19 protein-coding genes are annotated in these 19544 nt (G+C 61.0%); 1 reads left to right on the forward strand and 18 read right to left on the reverse strand.

Annotated features, from left to right (window positions below):
• Positions 1-110: 110 nt before the first annotated feature.
• The 18 genes from V1280_RS02810 to V1280_RS02895 form a co-directional block, all read right to left on the reverse strand.
• Positions 111-287, reverse strand: a complete 177-nt coding sequence (locus tag V1280_RS02810) for a hypothetical protein (protein ID WP_334518767.1) — start codon at positions 285-287, stop codon at positions 111-113.
• A gap of 121 nt (positions 288-408) precedes the next feature.
• The gene (cyoD, locus tag V1280_RS02815) at positions 409-804 is read right to left on the reverse strand and encodes a cytochrome o ubiquinol oxidase subunit IV (protein WP_334518769.1); all 396 of its coding nucleotides are present in this window, start codon (positions 802-804) and stop codon (positions 409-411) included.
• A complete protein-coding gene (locus V1280_RS02820) occupies positions 801-1415 on the reverse strand; it encodes a cytochrome (ubi)quinol oxidase subunit III (protein ID WP_442895217.1) in 615 nt (204 codons plus the stop codon). The genes cyoD and V1280_RS02820 overlap by 4 nt, the downstream gene beginning before the upstream one ends.
• Before the next feature lie 14 nt (positions 1416-1429).
• On the reverse strand, positions 1430-3418 hold the full coding sequence (cyoB, locus tag V1280_RS02825) for a cytochrome o ubiquinol oxidase subunit I (protein ID WP_334538142.1): 1989 nt from the start codon (positions 3416-3418) through the stop codon (positions 1430-1432).
• The gene (gene cyoA, locus V1280_RS02830) at positions 3415-4293 is read right to left on the reverse strand and encodes a ubiquinol oxidase subunit II (RefSeq protein WP_334518773.1); all 879 of its coding nucleotides are present in this window, start codon (positions 4291-4293) and stop codon (positions 3415-3417) included. The genes cyoB and cyoA overlap by 4 nt, the downstream gene beginning before the upstream one ends.
• Before the next feature lies 1 nt (position 4294).
• The gene (locus V1280_RS02835; RefSeq protein WP_334518775.1) at positions 4295-5317 is read right to left on the reverse strand and encodes a heme o synthase; all 1023 of its coding nucleotides are present in this window, start codon (positions 5315-5317) and stop codon (positions 4295-4297) included.
• Positions 5318-5601: 284 nt separating this feature from the next.
• Positions 5602-6045, reverse strand: a complete 444-nt coding sequence (locus V1280_RS02840) for a hypothetical protein (RefSeq protein WP_334518777.1) — start codon at positions 6043-6045, stop codon at positions 5602-5604.
• Between the two features lie 332 nt (positions 6046-6377).
• A complete protein-coding gene (locus V1280_RS02845) occupies positions 6378-8639 on the reverse strand; it encodes a xanthine dehydrogenase family protein molybdopterin-binding subunit (RefSeq protein ID WP_334518779.1) in 2262 nt (753 codons plus the stop codon).
• Positions 8632-9105: a (2Fe-2S)-binding protein gene (locus tag V1280_RS02850; protein ID WP_334518781.1), complete on the reverse strand. Its 474-nt coding sequence runs from the start codon at positions 9103-9105 to the stop codon at positions 8632-8634. Before V1280_RS02850 ends, V1280_RS02845 begins: the two co-directional genes overlap by 8 nt.
• A 17-nt stretch (positions 9106-9122) precedes the next feature.
• Positions 9123-10421 carry a cytochrome c gene (locus V1280_RS02855; RefSeq protein WP_334518783.1) on the reverse strand — a complete coding sequence of 433 codons (1299 nt, stop codon included), beginning with the start codon at positions 10419-10421 and terminating at the stop codon, positions 9123-9125.
• A 27-nt stretch (positions 10422-10448) separates the two neighbouring features.
• Positions 10449-10631 (reverse strand): hypothetical protein, encoded by a 183-nt coding sequence (locus V1280_RS02860; RefSeq protein ID WP_334518785.1) that lies wholly within the window; start codon positions 10629-10631, stop codon positions 10449-10451.
• Positions 10628-11029 (reverse strand): EthD family reductase, encoded by a 402-nt coding sequence (locus V1280_RS02865; RefSeq protein ID WP_334518787.1) that lies wholly within the window; start codon positions 11027-11029, stop codon positions 10628-10630. Before V1280_RS02865 ends, V1280_RS02860 begins: the two co-directional genes overlap by 4 nt.
• A gap of 188 nt (positions 11030-11217) precedes the next feature.
• Positions 11218-12306, reverse strand: coding sequence for a hypothetical protein (locus tag V1280_RS02870; RefSeq protein ID WP_334518789.1), 1089 nt, complete (start codon positions 12304-12306; stop codon positions 11218-11220).
• A complete protein-coding gene (locus V1280_RS02875) occupies positions 12303-13802 on the reverse strand; it encodes a DUF4331 family protein (protein WP_334518791.1) in 1500 nt (499 codons plus the stop codon). Before V1280_RS02875 ends, V1280_RS02870 begins: the two co-directional genes overlap by 4 nt.
• Positions 13803-13814: 12 nt before the next feature.
• Complete coding sequence (locus V1280_RS02880; RefSeq protein ID WP_334518793.1) at positions 13815-15179, reverse strand: Dyp-type peroxidase; 1365 nt, start codon at positions 15177-15179, stop codon at positions 13815-13817.
• 67 nt (positions 15180-15246) lie between these two features.
• Complete coding sequence (locus V1280_RS02885) at positions 15247-15864, reverse strand: hypothetical protein (protein WP_334518795.1); 618 nt, start codon at positions 15862-15864, stop codon at positions 15247-15249.
• A 44-nt stretch (positions 15865-15908) separates the two neighbouring features.
• A complete protein-coding gene (locus V1280_RS02890; protein WP_334518799.1) occupies positions 15909-16529 on the reverse strand; it encodes a hypothetical protein in 621 nt (206 codons plus the stop codon).
• A gap of 272 nt (positions 16530-16801) precedes the next feature.
• Positions 16802-18229: an aminotransferase-like domain-containing protein gene (locus V1280_RS02895; RefSeq protein WP_334518801.1), complete on the reverse strand. Its 1428-nt coding sequence runs from the start codon at positions 18227-18229 to the stop codon at positions 16802-16804.
• Positions 18230-18488: 259 nt separating this feature from the next.
• Between V1280_RS02895 and V1280_RS02900 the strand changes: the two genes are divergently transcribed.
• On the forward strand, positions 18489-19169 hold the full coding sequence (locus tag V1280_RS02900) for a winged helix-turn-helix domain-containing protein (RefSeq protein ID WP_334518803.1): 681 nt from the start codon (positions 18489-18491) through the stop codon (positions 19167-19169).
• Positions 19170-19544 lie beyond the last annotated feature (375 nt).

Genomic DNA, 19544 nt, shown 5'->3' on the forward strand with positions numbered 1-19544 from the left:
GGTAATCCACCGCGTTTTCGCTAACGGAGTATTGCAGCGCAGTTAATCGTAGAAGGGCGGGGCGCCCAAAACTCCAGTGTTGAGCACCGGCTGGTTTTGGCGCAAAGCTGTCACTCGCAAAACTGGCCGAGGCGACGACGGCGATAGCGCGCGACCGAGAGCGCTAGTTTCTCGGTTTCGCACCGGATGATGCGGCCGAGCGCGTCGCATGCGACGCTCCAGCCTCCATCGCGGTTGATGTAGTATGCGGCCCAGTAGCCGACGCATCGCGTAGCGCGGGTAGGCATTTGCTGCTCCACACCCTCGGCATCTTTCGAAGATCGCTCTGGCTGCGCCACGTCGGCGGTGAATAACACTGCATACTCCTTGCTTGACTTGACTGCTAAACCCGATCAGCAGTCCCGCTGGTCAGCGCTGTATTTGTAAATTCATCATTTCGCCATGCTCCATCATGTTTGCATTCAGGTTGGCCATGATCACGAGCGATCCTGCGAGCACCAGGAATACGATGAGCACGCCAAACGCGAGCGCCAGCACATTGTGGGTGCTGTCCGGTCCCGTCGTGATGTGAAGAAAGAAGACCAGGTGCACTCCCATCTGGGCGATGGCAAGGACCGCGAGTCCGGCCGGCACGCCCGGAGCCCAGATTGCCGAGGTGTTTGCCACCCAGAAGGATGTGGCTGTCAAGATCGCTGCCAGTAGCAAGCCGATCGTGTACACGAGCAAACCGGAAGACGCGCTTTGCTCCGAGGCCGGAATCGCGGGCCTGTCTCCCGGAGCAACATCCCAACGTGTGTCGGTCATGGCAGAACTCCCATCAGATAGACGATTGTGAATATCAGGACCCAGATGATGTCGAGCGCGTGCCAGAACAGGGAAAAGCAGTGCAGGCGGCGCACCACAACGTGTTGGAACCCCCTCAGCGACACCTGAATCATCATGAGAACCAGCCAGGCCAGTCCGACCGCCACGTGCAGCCCGTGGCAACCGACCAGCGTGAAGAAGGCGGAGAGAAAAGCACTGCGTTGTGGCGATGCTCCCATCGCAATCATGTCCTGGAATTCGTGGAGTTCGAGATTGAGAAATGCCGCACCCAGGAGCAACGTCACCACGGCACCAAAGAAGGTGCCGAGTTGGTGACGCGAATTGATGGCCAGGGACATCAGGCCACAGCTGTAGCTGGAGAGCAGGAGAAACGCGGTCTCCATCGCGGCGTTGCGCAAATTAAATAACTGGGCTCCGGTTGGACCGCCCGCAGTCGCTTTTGCGAGCACGGCATAGCTCGCAAACAGCGCCGAGAACATCACGATGTCACTCAGCAGGAAGATCCAGAACCCAAAGCCGGCGATGATTCGCTTGGGTGCCGGGCCCGCCTCACTGACGTTCACCAGTTCACTCTGGCGGACATCATCCATTTCAACTGCGACGTTCATAGCGATACCTCCACCGGGTGCGCCCGATCGAATTGAACGATCTGTTCTGCCGGGATCTCAATCTCGTCTTCTGCACGGAACATGAAGGCAAGCCACGTCACGGCCGCACCGAAAACTCCAGCGCCTGCCATCCACCAGATGTGCCAGATCAGGGCGAAGCCGGTGATCACTGCGAAGAAGGCGGTCACGAAACCGGCCGGACTGTTCCTGGGCACTTCAATCGGCTCGTACTTTCGCTGCTGCCCAAGCAGTTCCTGATTTGCGAGCGCGCGCCGCTTCTTTACCCAGAAGGCATCGAGCTCATCGACACGCGGCAGGACTGCAAAATTCCAGGCCGGCGGCGGCGATGCGGTCGCCCATTCCAGGGTGCGGCCATTCCACGGATCGCCGGTCGTGTCGCGAAGTTGCTCACGGTGGCGAATGGACACTACGAGCTGGACAACCTGGCAGATGATCCCGGCCAGAATGATGACCGCGCCTGCTTCGGCCACCAACAGCCAGGGCTGCCAGGCGAGGACATCGTAGTGCTGCAGGCGGCGAGTCATACCCATCAGCCCGGTCACGTAGAGCGGCATGAAAGCGAGATGGAAGCCGATGAACCAGCACCAGAACGAGGCTTTGCCCCAGCGCTCATCCAGCTTGAAGCCGAACGCCTTGGGAAACCAGTAATTGTAGCCGGCGATAGCTCCGAACAGGACGCCCGGGATGATGACATGATGGAAATGAGCGATCAGGAACACGCTGTTGTGCACCTGCCAATCCACAGCCGGCAAGGCCAGCAGAACACCGGTCAGGCCGCCGAAGACGAACGTCACCATAAAGCCGATCGTCCAAAGCACCGGTACCGTGAATCGGACCCGACCGCCGTACATCGTGAACAGCCAATTGAAGACTTTGACGCCCGTCGGCACGCCTATGATCATGCTTGTGATGCCGAAAAACGCGTTCACGCCCGCACTTGCGCCCATGGTAAAGAAATGATGCAGCCACACCGTATAGGAGAGCACACAGATCACCAGGGTCGCGCCGACCATCGATCGATAGCCGAACAGCGGCTTGCCGGAAAATGTCGCGCTCACCTCCGAATAGATGCCGAATGCCGGCAGGACCAGGATGTAGACCTCGGGGTGACCCCATACCCAGAACAGGTTCACGTACATCATCGCGTTGCCGCCGGCGTCCAGGGTAAAGAAGTGGAAGCCGAGGTAACGATCGAGCAGCAACATCGCAAAGAGCGCAGTGAGCACCGGGAAGGCAGCCACGATCAGCAGATTCGACGCAAGCGCAGTCCAGCAGAAAACCGGCATCCGCATGTAACTCATGCCGGGGGCCCGCACCTTGAGAATCGTGGTGACGAAATTGACGCCGCTCAACAAGGTCCCGATGCCCGAGATCTGCAGCGACCAAAGATAATAGTCGACGCCGACACCGGGCGAGAATTGCAGCTCGCTGAGTGGGGGGTAGGCGACCCATCCGGTCTTTGCGAATTCACCGACGAAGAGCGAAACGTTGATCAGCAGGATGCCTGTCGCCGTCAACCAAAGACTCACGGAATTCATCGTGGGAAACGCCACGTCGCGGACGCCGAGCTGCAGCGGCACTGCAAAATTCATCAGTCCGATCACGAGCGGCATGGCCACGAAGAAGATCATGATCGTGCCGTGCGCCGAGAAAATCTGATCGAAATGCTCGGGCGGCAAATATCCCTGCGCACCGCCGGCGGCGACGGCCTGCTGGGTGCGCATCATGATTCCGTCCGCGAAGCCACGCACAAGCATGATCAGCGCGAACACGAGATACATGACTCCGATACGCTTGTGATCGACGGACGTGATCCATTCTCGCCAGAGATACGGCCAGTACCCCTTTACGGTGATCCATGCGAGAGCAGCCAGGATGACGGCGCCGACGCTCCCCACCGTGCCCATGATGATCGGCTCGTGAAGTGGAATGGCGGCCCAGCTGAGTTTGCCCAATAGGTTCATCGTTCTGCCCTCATGGATTTGGGATAAGCGACACAGAGACCGGCCGCCGGCTGCATTACCGCACTCAGGATATTGGCAAACAGGCTGTTGGCGACCGACCGATAGGTAAAGGGCGCAACCGCCTTGCTCGGCTTGGCCAGAGCGGTGTAAGCCGGTGCGTCGAGCACAGGCCCGGCGGTGCGCGTTGCAGAGACCCATTGTGCGAAGGCGTCGGGCGCCACCGCGTCGACATGGAAGTACATGTCGGCGAAGCCCGCGCCGCTGTAATTCGCCGACATCCCGCGGTATGTGCCGGAATAGTCGGCCCGCAGGTTCAGGCGCGTCACCATCCCGGCCATGGTGTAGATCTGGCCGGCGAGCTGCGGCACGAAAAAGCTGTTCATGACGCCCGCGGAAGTCAGTTCAAAGCTGACCGGCGTGCCGACCGGGATGGTCAAGTGATTGACGCTTGCGACACCTTGCTCCGGATAGATGAACAACCATTTCCAGTCGAGCGAGACGACCTGAACCTTGAGGGGTTTGGTGGAGGAGGCGATCGGCTTGGGCGGATCAAGATCGTAGGCGCCGATCCAGGCCACGGTGCCGACAAGGAGCACGGTCATCAGCGGGATCGACCAGACGAGCATCTCGATGCGGCCGGAATAGGTGAAATCCGGCCGATAGCGGGCCCGTTCATTCGATGCACGGAACCAGAAGGCGAAGCCGAGCGTCGCAATGACCACCGGGATCACGATTGCGAGCATGATGCCGGTCGCGTTGAATAGAATTTGTCTCTCAGCGAGGGCGACGGGTCCTTTCGGATCGAGCACGCCTCCATCGCAGCCACCGAGTACCGCGGCCACCAGCAGGACGATGATAAGCGAACCGTATCGCATATTAGGCCTCCCGAACCTTGAACGCGTTGCGTGCGGCGACCGGCTGTCGCGCGGCAGACGGGGACGTGCTCGCCCGGTCATCTTGCGAACGCTTCGGCGCGACTGAACCACCGTTGTTATCGACCAGAAGGGTTGCAAACAGCAGGAACAGATAGGAGATGGAGAAGACGAACAGCCTGTGGGCCGCGCGACGATCGGCTCCCACGCTCTTGTTCAGCCGAAGTGCGAGCAAGAAGAAAACCGCGCCGCAGATGCTGGCGATCACGCCATAAATCGCACCTGCAAACCCGAATGCCCAGGGTAGTTCCGAGGCAAGACCCGTGAGCCCGCTGTAGATCAGGATTTGTCGGGTTGTTGCAGCCCGTCCCGCAACAACCGGCAGCATGGGAACGCCGGCGCGGGAATAATCATCGGTGCGATTGAGCGCGAGAGCCCAGAAATGGGGTGGCGTCCAAAGAAAGATAATGAGGAAAAGCGCAAGTGGCTCGAGTCCGGTTTGTCCGGTCGCCGCAGCCCATCCGATCACGGGTGGTAGTGCGCCGGCGGCACCGCCGATGACGATGTTGTGCCGCGTTGTCCGTTTCAGCCACGCCGTGTACACGACGACATAAAAGAGGATCGCGCAGGCCAGCAGCGCGGCCGCCGCAAGGTTCGTCGCCAGGGCGAGAGCGGCGACTGCCATAGCGCCCAGGGCGATTCCAAAAACAAGAGCCTCAACTTTCGAAACCTTGCCACGGGGAATTGGCCGCATCGCAGTGCGAGCCATGACGGCGTCGATATCGGCGTCGTACCACATGTTCAGGGCGCCAGCGGCTCCGGCGCCGGCTGCGATGGCAAGAATTGCGATGAAGCCAGGGAGTGGATCGAGGCGAGTCGGTGCGACGATCAATCCGACGAACGCGGTGAACAGCGAAAGTGTCATAACGCGCGGCTTGGCCAGACCGATGAAATGGGGCAGTCGCTCCACCCAGCCGGACGGTGAAGCCAGCCGAAGGCGCGATACCGAAATCGCGATGCTGTTCATGATGGAGTCCTCAAGCACAAAGTTGTTTTGTGAAACCACTATCACCCCATTCGTTGGGCCTCGCGGCTTTCCCGATAACTAAGCAGATGGGCTGCAAAAGCGTGAGTGAAGGCTGCCAAATCCCGGCAAATTGTTCCTAACGATTGCAGGCACTGCCGTGGCTTGGGACAGGGCAAGGTGCCTTGGCGATCGCCAAGCCGACCGCGCTGAAGGCCGCTCGCCGTCACGTGTTGCTCGTCGAGATCAATCTGAAAGATTCTGTGCGCTGGTGCCTTGACCCGGCCTCAGCGAGAATTGAGTGCTCGCAATTCAGCCCGGCATGCCTCGCTGAAGGCCCGCAGCGGATTGACGGCGTGACTGCTCATCAGATCGCGTAATTCCGAAAAGGTCTTGTTGGGTGCGGAATAGGTATCGAAGATCAATTGGACCACAACCTCGGCCTTTTCGATCACAGGGGGGCTCGATATGACACGCATCCGGCTGATGAGAGCGTAGACGCTGACCAGTGCGGAGACTTCCGCCTGATCATGCGCCAGGGCATCGGCGTAGAGCTTCGAGGCCTCGTCGATGAATTGCTTGTACAACTTTTGCCGCCTGGCCTTTTCCCCCGACAGCCGATTGGCGCGGTCCTGATGGTACTGGGTGAGCCATGCTGACGCGAACGACGTCAGGCCACCGATCGCTGACCCAGCCAACGCTGCAATTGCAGGGAGGTAGACGGTAGTCATGTCGTGATCTTCCGCTCAACGGTCAACCCGGATGAAGCAATGCTCGGAAGCCGGGATATCGATTGTGAACCGCGCCAGCCGGTGAAATACGACCAACGCCATTTAGATTCGCATCCCAGCGCATCAGGAGTCGCCATTATGCAATCCGCGGGCTTACTCGGCGTCATGCCAGCGCTAAGCGGCCTTACCGTGGCTACGAACACCGCGAAGCACAGGGCTGTGATGGCAAACATAACGAGGCACAAGACGTCCTTCATCTCGTTTCCAATTCATTTCTACCTGGCGCTGATTTGCAATTCGCAGTCGATTCAAGAGAACGTCGGTAACGTCACTCACTCTTTCGATGCGAGCGCCGCAAGCACGGCAGCCGGCCGAATTGGAAGATGACGCAAGCGAATTCCCGTGGCGGCGAAAATGGCGTTTCCAATGGCAGGCGCCACGATCGTTGTGCCCGGCTCGCCGAGACCGACCGGAGCCTCTGTGCTCTCGATGAATTCGATGTCGAGCTCCGGCACGTCACCGATGCGCAGTGGCGTGTAGCTGTGGAAATTCGTGTCTTTCACCTGGCCTTTCTGGAACTCGGTTCCCTCGTGAAGCGCCATGCTCAGGCCCCACAGAGCGCCGCCTTCGACTTGCGCGAGTGCGCCCCCTGGATGGATGAGGGTGCCCGCATCGACGACGATGGTGAGCTTTTCGACCGAAACCGCGCCGCTGCTGCGGTCGACACGAACGCGCGCAACGCAGGCGGTCCATGTCGGCATCGAACGTGTCTGACCGAAGGTGGTGGCGACGCCAAGTCCGGTGCCCGCCGGCATTGCGGCACCCCATCCGGCCTTTTCCGCCGCTCGCCTGAGCACGGCGGCCTGACGCCTCGCCCCGCCTGTTGCGTTGGGCGACGCCCCGGCGTTACGGCCGGCTCCGTCCAGCAATCCGATGCGGAAAGCCACGGCGTCTGCACCAACCATCCGCGCCGCCTCATCCATGAAGCTCTCGACCGCCCAGTTGGTCCAGCCGGGGCTCACCGCTCGCAGATAGCCCGGACGAAACGCGGTGTTGGCAAGGTCGTTGGAGAGAGCGCGGACGCGCTGCGCGCCCACGCTGTACCAGTGATCCGCGCCGTCGATGGCAAATGGATCGTAAGGGGTTCCGTCAGCCGTCTTCGGCATGCTGGCTGGAGCCACATAGACGCCGGTCGGCCAGCCGGCTGACGCATGATGCTCCATCGCTGTCGCTTTGCCCTGCGGATCGAATGCCAGCCGCAGCGTCTGGATCGATGGCGATCGAAATGAGTCGAAGCGAATATCGTCCGGACGTGTCAGCACCAGCTTCACGGGCTTGCCGAGAACCTTGGCGGCAAGCGCGGCGGGGATGGCATAATCGGTATTGAGCCTGCGCCCGAATGCTCCGCCCATCGGATAGGTGCGCATGATGATGCGCTCCTGTGGCAGGTCGAGTGCCTGAGCAAGCACGGGCAATATCGTGCTCTGGGCCTGGCTGCCGGTATGGATCTCGAAGCGGCCGTCCTTTTCGAAGGCGAGGGCGTTGACCGGCTCGAGCTGGGCATGAAGCACACTGCGGGTGGTGTATGTCCGCTCGAGCGTTGATGCGGCGGCGCCGAAGGCTGAATCGACGTCGGGGTCGTCAACCACAAGCGCTCCGCCGCGTGGCGCAGCGATCTGCTTTGCGCCGTAGTCGAGGATGTCTTGCTCCGAGACCTGCGCAGCAACGCCAGCAGTCCAGTCGACCTTGACAAGGTCGGCGGCGCGGATCGCCGCGGGATAGGATGTCGCGCACACGACGACCCAACCCGGCACCGTGTTGGAGGTATCCTCAAGCACCAGGCTCGTAAGATATCCCTTGACGCGCTTCGCAGCCGAGTCGTCGACAGCGCGGGCCACTGAACCGTATCGCGTCGGCGGAATTTTGGGTCGGGCGTAGACCATACCCGGGACCGCAGCATCAATGCCGTAACGCGCCGTGCCATTGACCTTCGCCGGGATGTCCAGCGCAGCCGCCTCTTTCCCGATCAGCCGACGCGTCGCGGGCGACTTAATCGGCAGCATCGCGAGCTCTTCCGGCGTGAACTTGCGCGTGGGCTCACCGCGACCGATGATCTCGCCGTAGGAGATAGATCGATTTGCGGCGAACACGCCGCCCTGGCGCGCCACGCATTGCGACGGGCTCACCCCGAGCAGCTTTGCACCGGCCTCGACAAGGGCGATGCGACCCGCGGCGCCAGCACGGCTGTAGACCGGGAAATCGAGCCACACCGATTTGCTGCCGCCAGTAACCATGACGCCCCATTTTGGGTCGGTGTCGACCATCGAAATGCGTACGTTGCTCCATTCTATTTCGAGTTCGTCCGCGACGATGCGCGCGATGGCCGTGCCGATATGCTGCCCCATTTCGGCGCGGGTGATGTTCACGGTCACGATGCCGTCGCGGTCGACACTGTACCAAATGGTGGGCTCGAAAAGGGCCGGCTCCTGCGCCGTGGCCGTTTCCGGCGCGAAAGCGAAGGTCGCGGCCGTGCCGGCCAGGCCGATCAAAAACACGCGGCGCGAAAGCGCGATCTGGTTCTCCGGCTCAGTCATCGCTGGCGACCTTCCGTGACTGGGCCGCGGCCTTTTTGATCGCGTCGCGGATGCGGACATATGTCATGCAACGGCAGAGATTCCCCGCCATGACCGCGTCGATGTCCTGATCAGTCGGAGACGGAAAGTCCTTGATGAGCGCTGCCGCCTGCATGATCTGGCCCGACTGGCAGTAACCGCATTGAGGAACCTGAAGGTCGGTCCAGGCCTCCTGCACTGGATGCCGGCTCTCGGGATCGAGGCCTTCGATGGTCGTGATCTTGGCGCCGGCCACGCTGGCAAGCGGCGTGATGCAGGAGCGCGTGGGTCGGCCACCGACGTGGACCGTGCAGGCGCCGCACATCCCGATCCCGCAGCCGAACTTTGTACCGGTGAGACCGATGTCGTCGCGGATCACCCACAACAAGGGGGTGTCCTCCTCGGCGTCGACCGACACAGCGCGGCCATTGATGTCAAATGAGGTCATGTTCGTTCTCCGCTGGGTCAATTGGCTGCGCCGTTCATGCGGCGAATCTCTACCGTCTTTGCGACGAGATCCGGCCAGGGCGGAAGGCTCGTGCGTGTCCGCCGCAGGTACGCGGCGATGCGGGCAACGTCGGCATCGCTGAGTGCGCCCCCGAAGGCCGGCATGACGACATCACGCATTCCTTCCTTGGCGCTAACGCCGCGCAGGATGACCTGGATCAGGTTGCTTGGATCGGAAAGGTGCACAGCGCTGTTGAGCGCCAGGTCGGGCCGTGCAGCGAGCGGCGCGTTGGTTGCGTTGTAGTGACAGGACGCGCAAGCCGCGGTGTAGAGCCGCGCGTCGGGATCGAACGGCGCGCCCTGCTTGGCCAACGCGCTGGACATCGCAAGGCTCACGGCGCCGGAGACGTATGGCAGCCGGTCCGCCGCCGTGTCGAGATCGGCGAAATAGGTCGCGAGCGCGCGGATGTCAGAGTCCGGCAGCGCACCCAGCCCCTGCACGACGGGGGACATCGGCCCCGCAGCGGTTCCATGCAGCTTGCTGGCGCCCGTGCGCAGGTAGTCGTAGAGTTCTTCGTGCGTCCAGGGTGCCGGCGCGGGATTTGCGGCTGTCAGTGCTGGCGCGACCCAGTTGTCGATCACGGCACCGCCGTATGCGTTGCCGGACTTCTCCGCTCCCAGCAGGTTGCGCGGCGTATGGCAGGCGCCGCAGTGGCTCAAGCCCTGCGCGAGATAAGCGCCACGATTCCACTCCGCACTCCTGGTGACATCCGGTTCGAAGCGACCGGGCCGGAAAAACAGCAGCTTCCATCCTGCCTGCAGGTAGCGGATGTTGAATGGAAACGGGATGCCGTTCGGTTGCCGAACAGCATGAACCGGCGTTCTAGTCATGAAGTAGGCGTAGAGCGCACGCACGTCATCGTCGGAGAGCTTGGTGAAATGGTCAAAGGAGAACACCGGAAGGAGATGCGAGCCGTCGCGCGAGACGCCTTCATGCATGGCGCGCCTGAAGGCCGCCTCCGACCACGTGCCGATTCCGGTCTCCGGATCCGGCGTGATGTTGGTCGAATAGATCGCGCCGAACGGAGTTGCCATCTCGTAACCGCCGGCGAACTTCTCGCCGCCCTTTGCGGTGTGACACGCCGCGCAATAGCCGCCGCCTGCAAGAGCTTCACCCTTCGCGACCAACTCCGGCGCGAAGCTGCCAGCGGCCGGCCGCGCGACTGGAGCGATGGCAGGTTTCCACGCCAACGCCCCAAAGCCTGCAAGCCCGAGACATCCGAGTGCGACGGTCGCGATGAGCAGCTTCTTGAACACGGCGAACTCCCAGAGCCTTGCTTGCGTTCAGGGTGCGCGCCTGAATCGCCAGTAGGCGACCAGGCCAACGACAAGCGCGAACAGTATGCATATGACGGTGTCGCTGCCCGCCAGCATGCTCAACCCGTGCGGATGATCATGCGGCGCGAGCGATTCATGCGCCCGCGCTGGCATGCTGAAAGCGGACAGAAGCATGATGATCCTTTTCATCTGGCCCCCGGATCGGATAGGTGTGACGACGGGCTGCGATCAGTCGGATTTCGATGCAGCGACTCGGTCCCATCTTCCGCGGAGTTCTCGACCACCACCTCACTGATCTGGTGGATCGACACCACGTCGGTGAAGTTGGCTATGTCTGCTCTGATTTCCTGGGCATGCGGTCCGAACGACGACTGGTACGCATCGACCGAGTCGCACAGCAGGTGACACATGGCGACATATGCGCCGAGAGGCTTGCCATCCTTATCCGCGAGCCCCCTGTCGATGGCGTAATACTTCAAGGCTGCACCCATCCTGCTCTTGATGAGGGGGAGGTGCTTCGTGCGGTAGTAGTTGTGGTCGAACCGCGTACCCGCCTTGTTGGGGTAAATCACGCTAACCTTGATCATAGTTCCTCCTGCAGTTCGTCATACGGCAGGTTCCGTGTTGCGGTTCACGCAACTTGCCTGCGCATCGCATCATCCATTGGTACGCCAGACGGACCCGCGCGAGTGAGTGAAGACTGCCAAAGAACTGCAAATCGATGCGAACCCGGGGCAACGACTCCAGTGCACTGGTCGGGTTCTGCGATTGATCGTTACACGGACGTTCCGGCGCCGCAGGCTTCGTGCAGATCGCTTGCCCCAGCCGCATCGGCAATCAACGCAATTGCATCCGCCTGCTTGACGGCACGGCGCGTCGGGCGATTGGCGACATTGGTGCGCGCGAGCTCGAGCGCCCGCCGGCCATCGTTGCCGCTGCCGGCGTAGAACTCCGCGGCATGGTCCGCGAAGGCGAGCAGATGCCTCTCAAGAAGCCGATCGAAGCCGAACCGCGCGGCATCGAGCTGTCTCTCGGCCTCATCGACCCGGCCTTGCGCAGCCAGTACATCGGCAAGGCGCCAATTGACCTCTGGATCGCGGCTCGAAAGCGCTGGCAACAGCAACGCCTCCGCGTCGCCGGTGCGGTCGTGGCTCGCGTGGATCTCCGCCAGGTGCACACGCGCCTTCACATAGCCCGGCAAGTAAGCAATCGCACGTCGATACCAGACCGCGGCAAGAGCCGGATCCGGCGCCGGTACGAGTTCTCCCCACAGCATGCCGAGCTGAAAGCAGACCCACGCCAGCGGAAACGGTGAAACGTCATCGTACGAGAAGAACGCCTGCTTATAGACAGCGTCTGCCTCGGCGAAGCGTTCGAGGTCGGCAAGCAGGGCGCCGAGAGGTACGAGGTCTTCGAGCCGGCCGCTGGCCCTGGCGAACCCGCGGCGAGCTGCGAGTACCGCATCGAGCCCCACGCCACAGGCCTGATCGATCGCCAACGCCTGGCGCTCGATCGCCTCGCGGGGCGCGCCTGTTTGCGCGGCGCGCGCCAGGTAGCCGCGGGCATCGTCGAAGCGATGCGCTGCCGAAGCGACCTCGGCCTGAACAAGGGTCGCACGAGACGAGTCGTCCGCGCGTGCGAATTGCAAGGCGAGCACATCCAGACGGTCGAGCACGTCCAGATCTCCCAAAAATTGCGATGCCAGATGCTCGCTATCAACAATCTCCTCTGCCACTCCAGGCAGCCGCGGGTTCTGCGCGAAACGAGCCCATGCGCCACGGCGCGCACTCTCCAGGTTGATCGCGGCGATCTCCCCGTCGGTCGCGGATGGACCGGGATGGTCAAGTTCCACGAATGCAGTCATTTCGCGGCTCCGAAACGCGGCTTCAGACTTTCGAGACCGGTCTTGAACAGCGTCGACACCTTAACCTTCATGGCCCTGTCGGTCGCGTTGGCTGTCAGGAATTGCGCGCGCCAATCGACGACGGAGCCGCTGCCCTTCGGCTTCACCTCGAGTGTGCCGGTGTAATGGGAGACGGCCATCCCGGCGATGTGCGTGTAGCGGAGGAACCGCTTCTCGTCGTCGATCGCCTCGAGCCGTTCGACAGTTTGCTGACCGTCGAGCGTTAGCATGGTACGGAGCTGGCCGATGCCTGCGCCGGTCAAGTTGATTCTTGCGGTCAAGGGATGCCAGGCGCCGCCGAACTGTCCGATCAACGACCACACGTCGTCGGGCGCCGCCGCGAGCTCAACAGATTCGGCAACGGTCTGCAGTTCCGTGTTCGGCGTCGCGAAAAATGGAAAAACTTTCATGCCAGGCTTCGTCGCCCCGGTCGCGCCGCCCTGGAGGAACTCGCGATCGTTGTTGACCAGCCAGCTAAGCAGCATGTCGATCGAATTCGCGTCGATCGTGCGACCTCCACCCGTCTGGTAAGGGCGGCCCGAAAGCGTGCTCTTCTCAATCTCGAGGTGGCTTTTGTCGTTGATCGGCTTGGCCACATCGAACAGCAGAAAATCGTCGAGGAAGACATTCGCGGTGGCGGCAATCGCTTCCGGCGTCCAATCCGCCTTGCCGTCGAGCATGTCCCAGGTGGCGATGCTGTCCTTCAGACGTTGCAGGAACAGGGGCTGGAGCACCTTCGAGATGGCGAACGGCGTCTGCTGATTCCACAGGTCGCGCAAATCGGTGATCTCCGACATCGCCGGATTGTTGAGACGCATGTTTGTCTGCTCGGGGCGCCCGATCCAGTCGATGCGGGAGATTGCAGGAGCGATGAGGCCTCGCTTCTGCGGCGGAACCGTCTCGGCGATAGCGCCGAACAATGAGCCTTTTGCGAGATCAAGCACGCGGCGCGTATCGCATTCGACGACAATGCAGAGCACATTGGTTTGTTGCAGCAGATTTGGAAGCTTCTTGAGTATGGCGATGTCCCAGGCGAGGTAGAAAGGGTCGGAGCGCAGCCCGGCGAACACGCGAACATCGCCCTCCGGCGTCGACGCCCCCGTCTCGTCGTTCACCGTGAGCGGTATTTCGCGACCGTCCGGAAGTTTGCAGATGCCGCGCTGGACCGCATTCCCTGCGGCATCGCGCACCAAGACGTCGAACCGGAAGCTGAAGCGGATGCCGTCGTCTGCCGGCTGAAACTTCGCGTTGTGGCCAACGCCCGCAACGGTCACGTGACGAACGGCGATCGCATAATCGATGATATTCGAGAAAATCGCATCCTCGCCGGCGGAAGGGAAAACATCCATGGCGAGGACGGTGCGCGCCGGGCTTTCCGGACTGGTGAAGGCGAACAGGTCAGTGATGTCGGCCGCAGGATCGCCAATCGACCGCGGACCATCAACGTGATCGGACATTGTCAATCTCCATCAGGTTAAGTTTGCGATCCATTGGAGCGCCCGCAGTCCCGGCATGAAGCAATATTCGCCGCCGCGAACTGAAACGAAACGCGGCAACCCGTGAAGACGCCGCCGGACTGGGGTTCGGGGAATGGTGAAGACGCCATCGCCATCGTTGTTGCCGATGAGCGGATCCTGCTCGGTCCCGTGGCTGATGAAGTTGCCGTCGGTTACCCATTGCGACTGAATAAACTCGAACTGCCGACGCAGATGCGCACCGATCAACAGGAAGACGCCGCCGCGCTCGGCGCCGTCATCCTCGAGCACGCCCTCCTGCAGGGGTAATCCGTAGTTTGTGCCGCGGCGCAGGAAGTGGTGGAGATTGACGGCGACGACGTCGTCTTTCAGTGCATCGCGCGGATTCACACGGCGAATGTGCGCGCTGAACGGGCATTTCAATCCCTTCATGTCATCCGCGTAGCTGAAATCATTGTTGCGAGATCCGTCCGTGCCCAGTGCCGGATCGTCACTGTCCGGCGCCAGCACCAGGGGCGCGCCGCTGCGCCATCGGCCCACGATTTTTGCAGCAATCAGCTCCTCTTCCTCCGGCGACGAGGCCTGGTCCCGCAGGTATCGACGAAACGCGGCAACATCCATGTGGAATTTGCGGATCGCGACGAAAGTGCCGTTGCGGCGCAGCTCCACCGGAATCGGGACATCGGCGGTTTCCCCGCGCTCATCCGGATAACCCATGACGAACTCGCCGGCCTTGATCGATGCTTCTGTGCCGGCTCCCGCTGGACTGCTTCCTTCGACGTGAGGATTGTGCAGCCCATCCTTGAAGCCGAACGGATTACGTCCATCCGGCAGTTCACCGAACTGCATGCGGTACACGACCGAAATCTGCTGTAGGTCGGCATGACTCTTACGCGCGAGGTCCAGGACCTTCTGCAGGTCTCGCTCGCTTTTGGCGTATATCGCCAAGGCGACGTGCGCGTCCGCTTTGCCGAACGGATATTCCCAGTTGGCCGGCGCATTGGCTCCGAAATCATGCAGGGTCTCGGCGCGCGCCGCCATGCCCTGTCGGAACTCGATCGGAAAACTGTCAAGGGAGGCCTGTGGCACGCCCAACGCCTTCAGCCCCTCGAAAGTGAAGGAAATTCCCAGCCAGCCGGGTAATGATGGCACCCACCATTCGTCGGCCGGCGCAACGTGAGGAAGCATGCGGCGCAGCATCTCCCGCCCTTGCGCGGCATCGCCGATGCGGAGAATGACGTACTCTCCGCAGTATGGGCTTGGGCGCGGGCGCAGCACAGTTGCCTGTATGTCGCTTGTTTCGAGCGCCGGCGAGTGCGCCGAAACCGTGTCGCCGACAGGTTTCTCGATGGAAAACATGCGAGCATCCTTATCTTGGGGGCCGGGTCCATTCCGGACCGGCCCCCCAACAATCGCTGAGCGTCGGTTATCCAATCTTGTCGAGGAATTCTTCAGCCGCCTTGCCGATGCGCTTCAGCCGTCGAATGTCCCGCACCGTCAGATCCGGATGGGCGACGTACCAGTTTTCTGCCGGGATCTGGTACTTAGCGATCCAGTCTTTCACCGACGGGTCGCGAAACCCCGGAAACTCCTCGAGTTCGGAGAACAGCATATCCAGCTCGTCGGGAATCTTCGTTGCAAACTCGTCGAGATAGGTGTCCCACGAATCGCCATCGTAGGCGGTGGCGAAGAGCAGTTTCGTGTCATTGTCCAGGAACACAAAACGCTGATCGTGGACGGTGGCTACCTTCTCCGTGCCGAAGTTGGCTCCCATCACCTGCAGCAGGGCGCGAAGTCGCTTCGCTCCGCCCGGCACGAACTTAAAGATCAGGGTCAGCTCCGAGACCTTACCCTGACGAAGGCCGACCCGGCCGGCGCTCTCATTAGATCGCAATCCCTTTGCTAACTTCTCCCTGAGCGCTGGGATCGAGTTCTCCAGCGCGGTTTTCCCCACCGGCGAGTCGGCGTAAAGCTGCCGGAGCTCCTGAATCTTCTGGTCGACGGTCTGGTCCTGTTGCGGTTTGCTCAGTGTTTGCGTTGCCATATCAGTTCTCCTTTTCCTGTGTTTGGTTTGGTGTTGCGGTTCGCTCAACCAATCTTGTCGAGGAATTCCTCGGCGGCCTTGCCAACGCGCTTCACGCGATGAATGTCCCGTACAGTCAGATCGGGATGGGCGACGTACCAGCCTTCTGCCGTGATCTGATGCTTGACGATCCAGTCCTTCACCTTCGGACTGCGAATCCCCGGCCAGCCTTCGCACGCGGAGAAGATGACATCCATTTGATCGGTGATCTTCGTTGCGAAGTCATCGATGTAGGGGTCCCACTCACCGTCGTAGGCTGTCGCGAAGAGCAGCTTCGTGTCGTTGTCCAGGAACACGAAACGCATGTCGTGGACAGTGCCCACCAGGTCTGTGTCATCGAAGCTACCATCCCGCAACTGCAGCAACGCGCGCAGACGCGCGGCCCCGGCTGGTGCGAACGGGGCGATCAGGGTGAGTTCCGAGACTTTGCCCTGACGGATTCCTGTCCGACCGGCGCTTTCCACCCGTGCTCGTGACTTCGAGGCAAACGACGTCAGCTCCCCGAACACATTCTCTAGCGCGGCTTTCGCGTACTGCGGCGCGTCGGCGAATAGCTTCCGCAGGTGCTGGGCCTTGTCTTCGACGGTCTGGTTCTGTTTCGGCGCTGTCTGTGGTTGAGTTGCCATGGCTTCATTCTCCTTTCGAGTCCTTGCCTGCAATGGGTTCTAGACGCGCACGTGCTACCGGTGCCAGTGAAGGTCCGCAAATCGCGCCAAATTGTTGCTAAAGAGATGCCGGATCGAACGCGTCGGCTCAGGCAAATTCTGAAACTGAAGTTACGGGGGTGCTCTACCTGTGGAAAGCAATGTGGCACCATACGTTTTCACGCCTGGCTCCCGACCTCGATCAATAGTGTCAGTAGTTATGGTCCCAGGCGGCGCCTGGACTCCATGCCGCTTCAAAGTACGAGATCGGCGCTAAGGCGACCCAACGTTCGAATGGCATCGACGGTCGGCTTGGCGTGAAAGTGGCCATAGTTCAGGCGTATAAAATTTTTGTATTTCTTCCTTACTGAGAAAAGCGGACCCGGCGCGATACTGATCCCTTCCGCCAGCGCGCGTTGATGCAGCAGTAGTGCGTCAATCGACTCCGGCATTTCCACCCAAAGCATGTAACCTCCCTGCGGCTGCGAGAGCCGGCAGCCCGCAGGAAAATGTGCGGTCACCGCTTGAGTCATGGCAGCAAGCGATGCCGACAGACGTTGCCGAAACTCCCGCAGATGACGCTCATAGCCACCATTTTTGAGATATTCCGCCAAGGCAGCCTGCGGTAACGAAGCTGTGGAGATAGTAGTGATGAACTTCAGACGCTCAATCTCCGACTTGAATCTGCCGGGGATGACCCACCCGATGCGGGCGCCAGGCGCGAGACTCTTGGCGAAAGACCCGCAGTGCAAAACCAGTCCTGACCGATCAAAGGCCTTCGCGGGTTGCGGTCTCGTTTTGCCGTAGTAGAGTTCCGCATAAACATCATCTTCAATGAGGGGAATGTTGTTCCTTGCGAGCATGGCAACCAGCTCGCGCTTCTTTCCATCGGGCATCAAGGCACCCAGCGGATTCTGAAAATTCGACATGACGATGCAGGCTGTCACATCGAGAGTGTTCAGCGCATTTTGCAACGAGCCAAGATCAATGCCGTCGCGCGGGCTGGTGGCAATCTCTACTACCTTCATGCCCATGCTCTCAATAGAGAGCAAGGTATTGAAGAAGGTCGGTGACTCGATTGCGATGATGTCTCCTGGCCTTGCCACGGCGCTCAGGCTGAGATTGATGGCCTCCATGGCGCCGCAGGTGATGACAATATCTTCGGGTACGACGTCCACTCCCGTTTCCGCGTAGCGCAGCGCGATGAGCCGTCGCAATTCTCTGTTCCCCGGCGGCAAATCTCTTATGCTGCTCCACGTCGACAGTCGTCGCGCCGCGGCGGCTGCGGCTCTATTCAGCTTTTCGATCGGAAAGTGTTCCGGACTCGGGAATGCTGATCCCAAAGCGACGATTTCGGGCCGCTTGATAGCATCGAGCACGTCAAACACAAGGCTTGCAATATTGACCTTCGTGCTCCCTGTGGGGGGTGATGATACCGCCGGCTCTGCTGCAGGCCGTGACGGGCGCGGACGCACGTAGTAGCCGGATCTTGGCCGTGCTTCGATTAGACCCAGGTCTTCGAGGCTTTCGTAGGCGTGTGCGATGGTGCCCAGGCTGGCGCCGCTTTGCCCGTGCATTTCTCGAAGCGACGGCATGCGATCTCCGGGCCGCAGGACGTTACGCTCAATCTGCGTGCTCAGCGTTCGCGCAATGCGTTCGTACTGCAATAATCTCTCAGACACGCCCAGCTCTCACAGCAGCATCTGCTACACCGAAAAACTAGCATAACTGACCCTGTCGGTGCCACAGCTGCTTCTATCTGTGAGACGTGGACCATGTTACTTTTGGAAAGCTTATACGATGACCGTGGATGGTAACTGCGCCGCGATGCACGTGTGGCAAGCCGGTGTTTGACAGCGATGGAGAATTCCGTGGCTATCGCGGCGCCGGCACGGTCGTGACAGCAATCATGCGCTCGCACCAGGAGCATGAGAGGCCACCATGACCCCACCAGCATCAATGACGGCGTCCCGTCACTCGCTCTCGGCGGGCGCGCCCGCAGCGGCGCGATCTCGCCCGGAACCGGAGATCGATGCGAGACCCGATCCTCAAAGTTCGGATACGGACCGGCCGTTATTCGGGAAAGCGACCAGTCCTGTCATCCCGGTACCGGGCGAGATTGCCTTCGGACCGTTCCGGTTGGCACCGGCACAGTTTCTGCTGCTCGAAGGCGACAACCCGGTGCGCCTCGGGAGTCGCGCTCTGGAAATCCTGATTGTTTTGCTTGAACGCCCGGGCGAGCTGATCAGCATGCAAGAATTGATGGCGCGCGTTTGGCCCAATACGTTTGTCGATCCCGGCAATCTTACGGTCCACATTTCTGCGTTACGCCGCGCGCTACGTGACGGACGGGACGGCAATCGCTTCATTATCAACATCCCCGGACGAGGCTACAGCTTCGTCGCCTCAGTCGAAATCTCGAAACTAAAGGGCCATCGTTCGAAAGAGACGTGGGCGCCGACGCTGCACAAGTTCAGATCAGATTCGCCGACCAGTGGACTTGCCGGTGGTCGTATTGCTGCCTGCGGCGTTGAAGCCATCCAGCAATCGAGCGACCGGAAATTCCGATGGACATGGCAATCACCGAGGCTCGAACGGAGGCAGCGCCAACACAAACGCTGACCATGCCAGCGGCGCCCAAGTCGTCACCGGAAGTACCGAAGCCCCGTGTGCCCGCGACCGATCGGATTCCGTCGATCATCGCGCCGTTGTGATCGGTCACCGGCCCCTTGCGTTCCGGAAATTACTGTTGGCCTAACCGGCTGGTTGACGCACGGCTGCGGGTTGAGTTGCCATCGTGGGATTTGTTACCCGCGATGGGCCTCTAATTGGCCCGCATGCGTTCCCGACGTCAGTGAAGCTCGGCAAATCGCGCCAAATTGCTGCTAAGGGGAGGGCGGACGGCTGGCATTTCTTGGCCGATCGGGTACGATTTCTGCGGGCCGCATAGGGCCGCGCCCATGGCGCACATGAAGCTTGGCTGGACGAACTCAATTT

It is taken from the genome of Bradyrhizobium sp. AZCC 2230, assembly GCF_036924495.1.
Lineage (GTDB): Bacteria > Pseudomonadota > Alphaproteobacteria > Rhizobiales > Xanthobacteraceae > Bradyrhizobium > Bradyrhizobium rifense.

Bases quoted from the DNA above. Each gene is read 5' to 3' on its own strand.
- V1280_RS02810 (WP_334518767.1), bottom strand. From the start codon at position 287: ATGCCTACCCGCGCTACGCGATGCGTCGGCTACTGGGCCGCATACTAC.
- V1280_RS02890 (WP_334518799.1), bottom strand. From the start codon at position 16,529: ATGGCAACTCAACCACAGACAGCGCCGAAACAGAACCAGACCGTCGAA.
- V1280_RS02860 (WP_334518785.1), bottom strand. From the start codon at position 10,631: ATGAAAAGGATCATCATGCTTCTGTCCGCTTTCAGCATGCCAGCGCGG.
- cyoB (WP_334538142.1), bottom strand. From the start codon at position 3,418: ATGAACCTATTGGGCAAACTCAGCTGGGCCGCCATTCCACTTCACGAG.
- V1280_RS02850 (WP_334518781.1), bottom strand. From the start codon at position 9,105: ATGACCTCATTTGACATCAATGGCCGCGCTGTGTCGGTCGACGCCGAG.
- cyoA (WP_334518773.1), bottom strand. From the start codon at position 4,293: ATGCGATACGGTTCGCTTATCATCGTCCTGCTGGTGGCCGCGGTACTC.
- V1280_RS02885 (WP_334518795.1), bottom strand. From the start codon at position 15,864: ATGGCAACGCAAACACTGAGCAAACCGCAACAGGACCAGACCGTCGAC.
- V1280_RS02900 (WP_334518803.1), top strand. From the start codon at position 18,489: ATGACCCCACCAGCATCAATGACGGCGTCCCGTCACTCGCTCTCGGCG.
- V1280_RS02840 (WP_334518777.1), bottom strand. From the start codon at position 6,045: ATGACTACCGTCTACCTCCCTGCAATTGCAGCGTTGGCTGGGTCAGCG.
- V1280_RS02870 (WP_334518789.1), bottom strand. From the start codon at position 12,306: ATGACTGCATTCGTGGAACTTGACCATCCCGGTCCATCCGCGACCGAC.
- V1280_RS02875 (WP_334518791.1), bottom strand. From the start codon at position 13,802: ATGTCCGATCACGTTGATGGTCCGCGGTCGATTGGCGATCCTGCGGCC.
- V1280_RS02820 (WP_442895217.1), bottom strand. From the start codon at position 1,415: ATGGATGATGTCCGCCAGAGTGAACTGGTGAACGTCAGTGAGGCGGGC.
- V1280_RS02845 (WP_334518779.1), bottom strand. From the start codon at position 8,639: ATGACTGAGCCGGAGAACCAGATCGCGCTTTCGCGCCGCGTGTTTTTG.
- cyoD (WP_334518769.1), bottom strand. From the start codon at position 804: ATGACCGACACACGTTGGGATGTTGCTCCGGGAGACAGGCCCGCGATT.
- V1280_RS02880 (WP_334518793.1), bottom strand. From the start codon at position 15,179: ATGTTTTCCATCGAGAAACCTGTCGGCGACACGGTTTCGGCGCACTCG.
- V1280_RS02835 (WP_334518775.1), bottom strand. From the start codon at position 5,317: ATGAACAGCATCGCGATTTCGGTATCGCGCCTTCGGCTGGCTTCACCG.
- V1280_RS02865 (WP_334518787.1), bottom strand. From the start codon at position 11,029: ATGATCAAGGTTAGCGTGATTTACCCCAACAAGGCGGGTACGCGGTTC.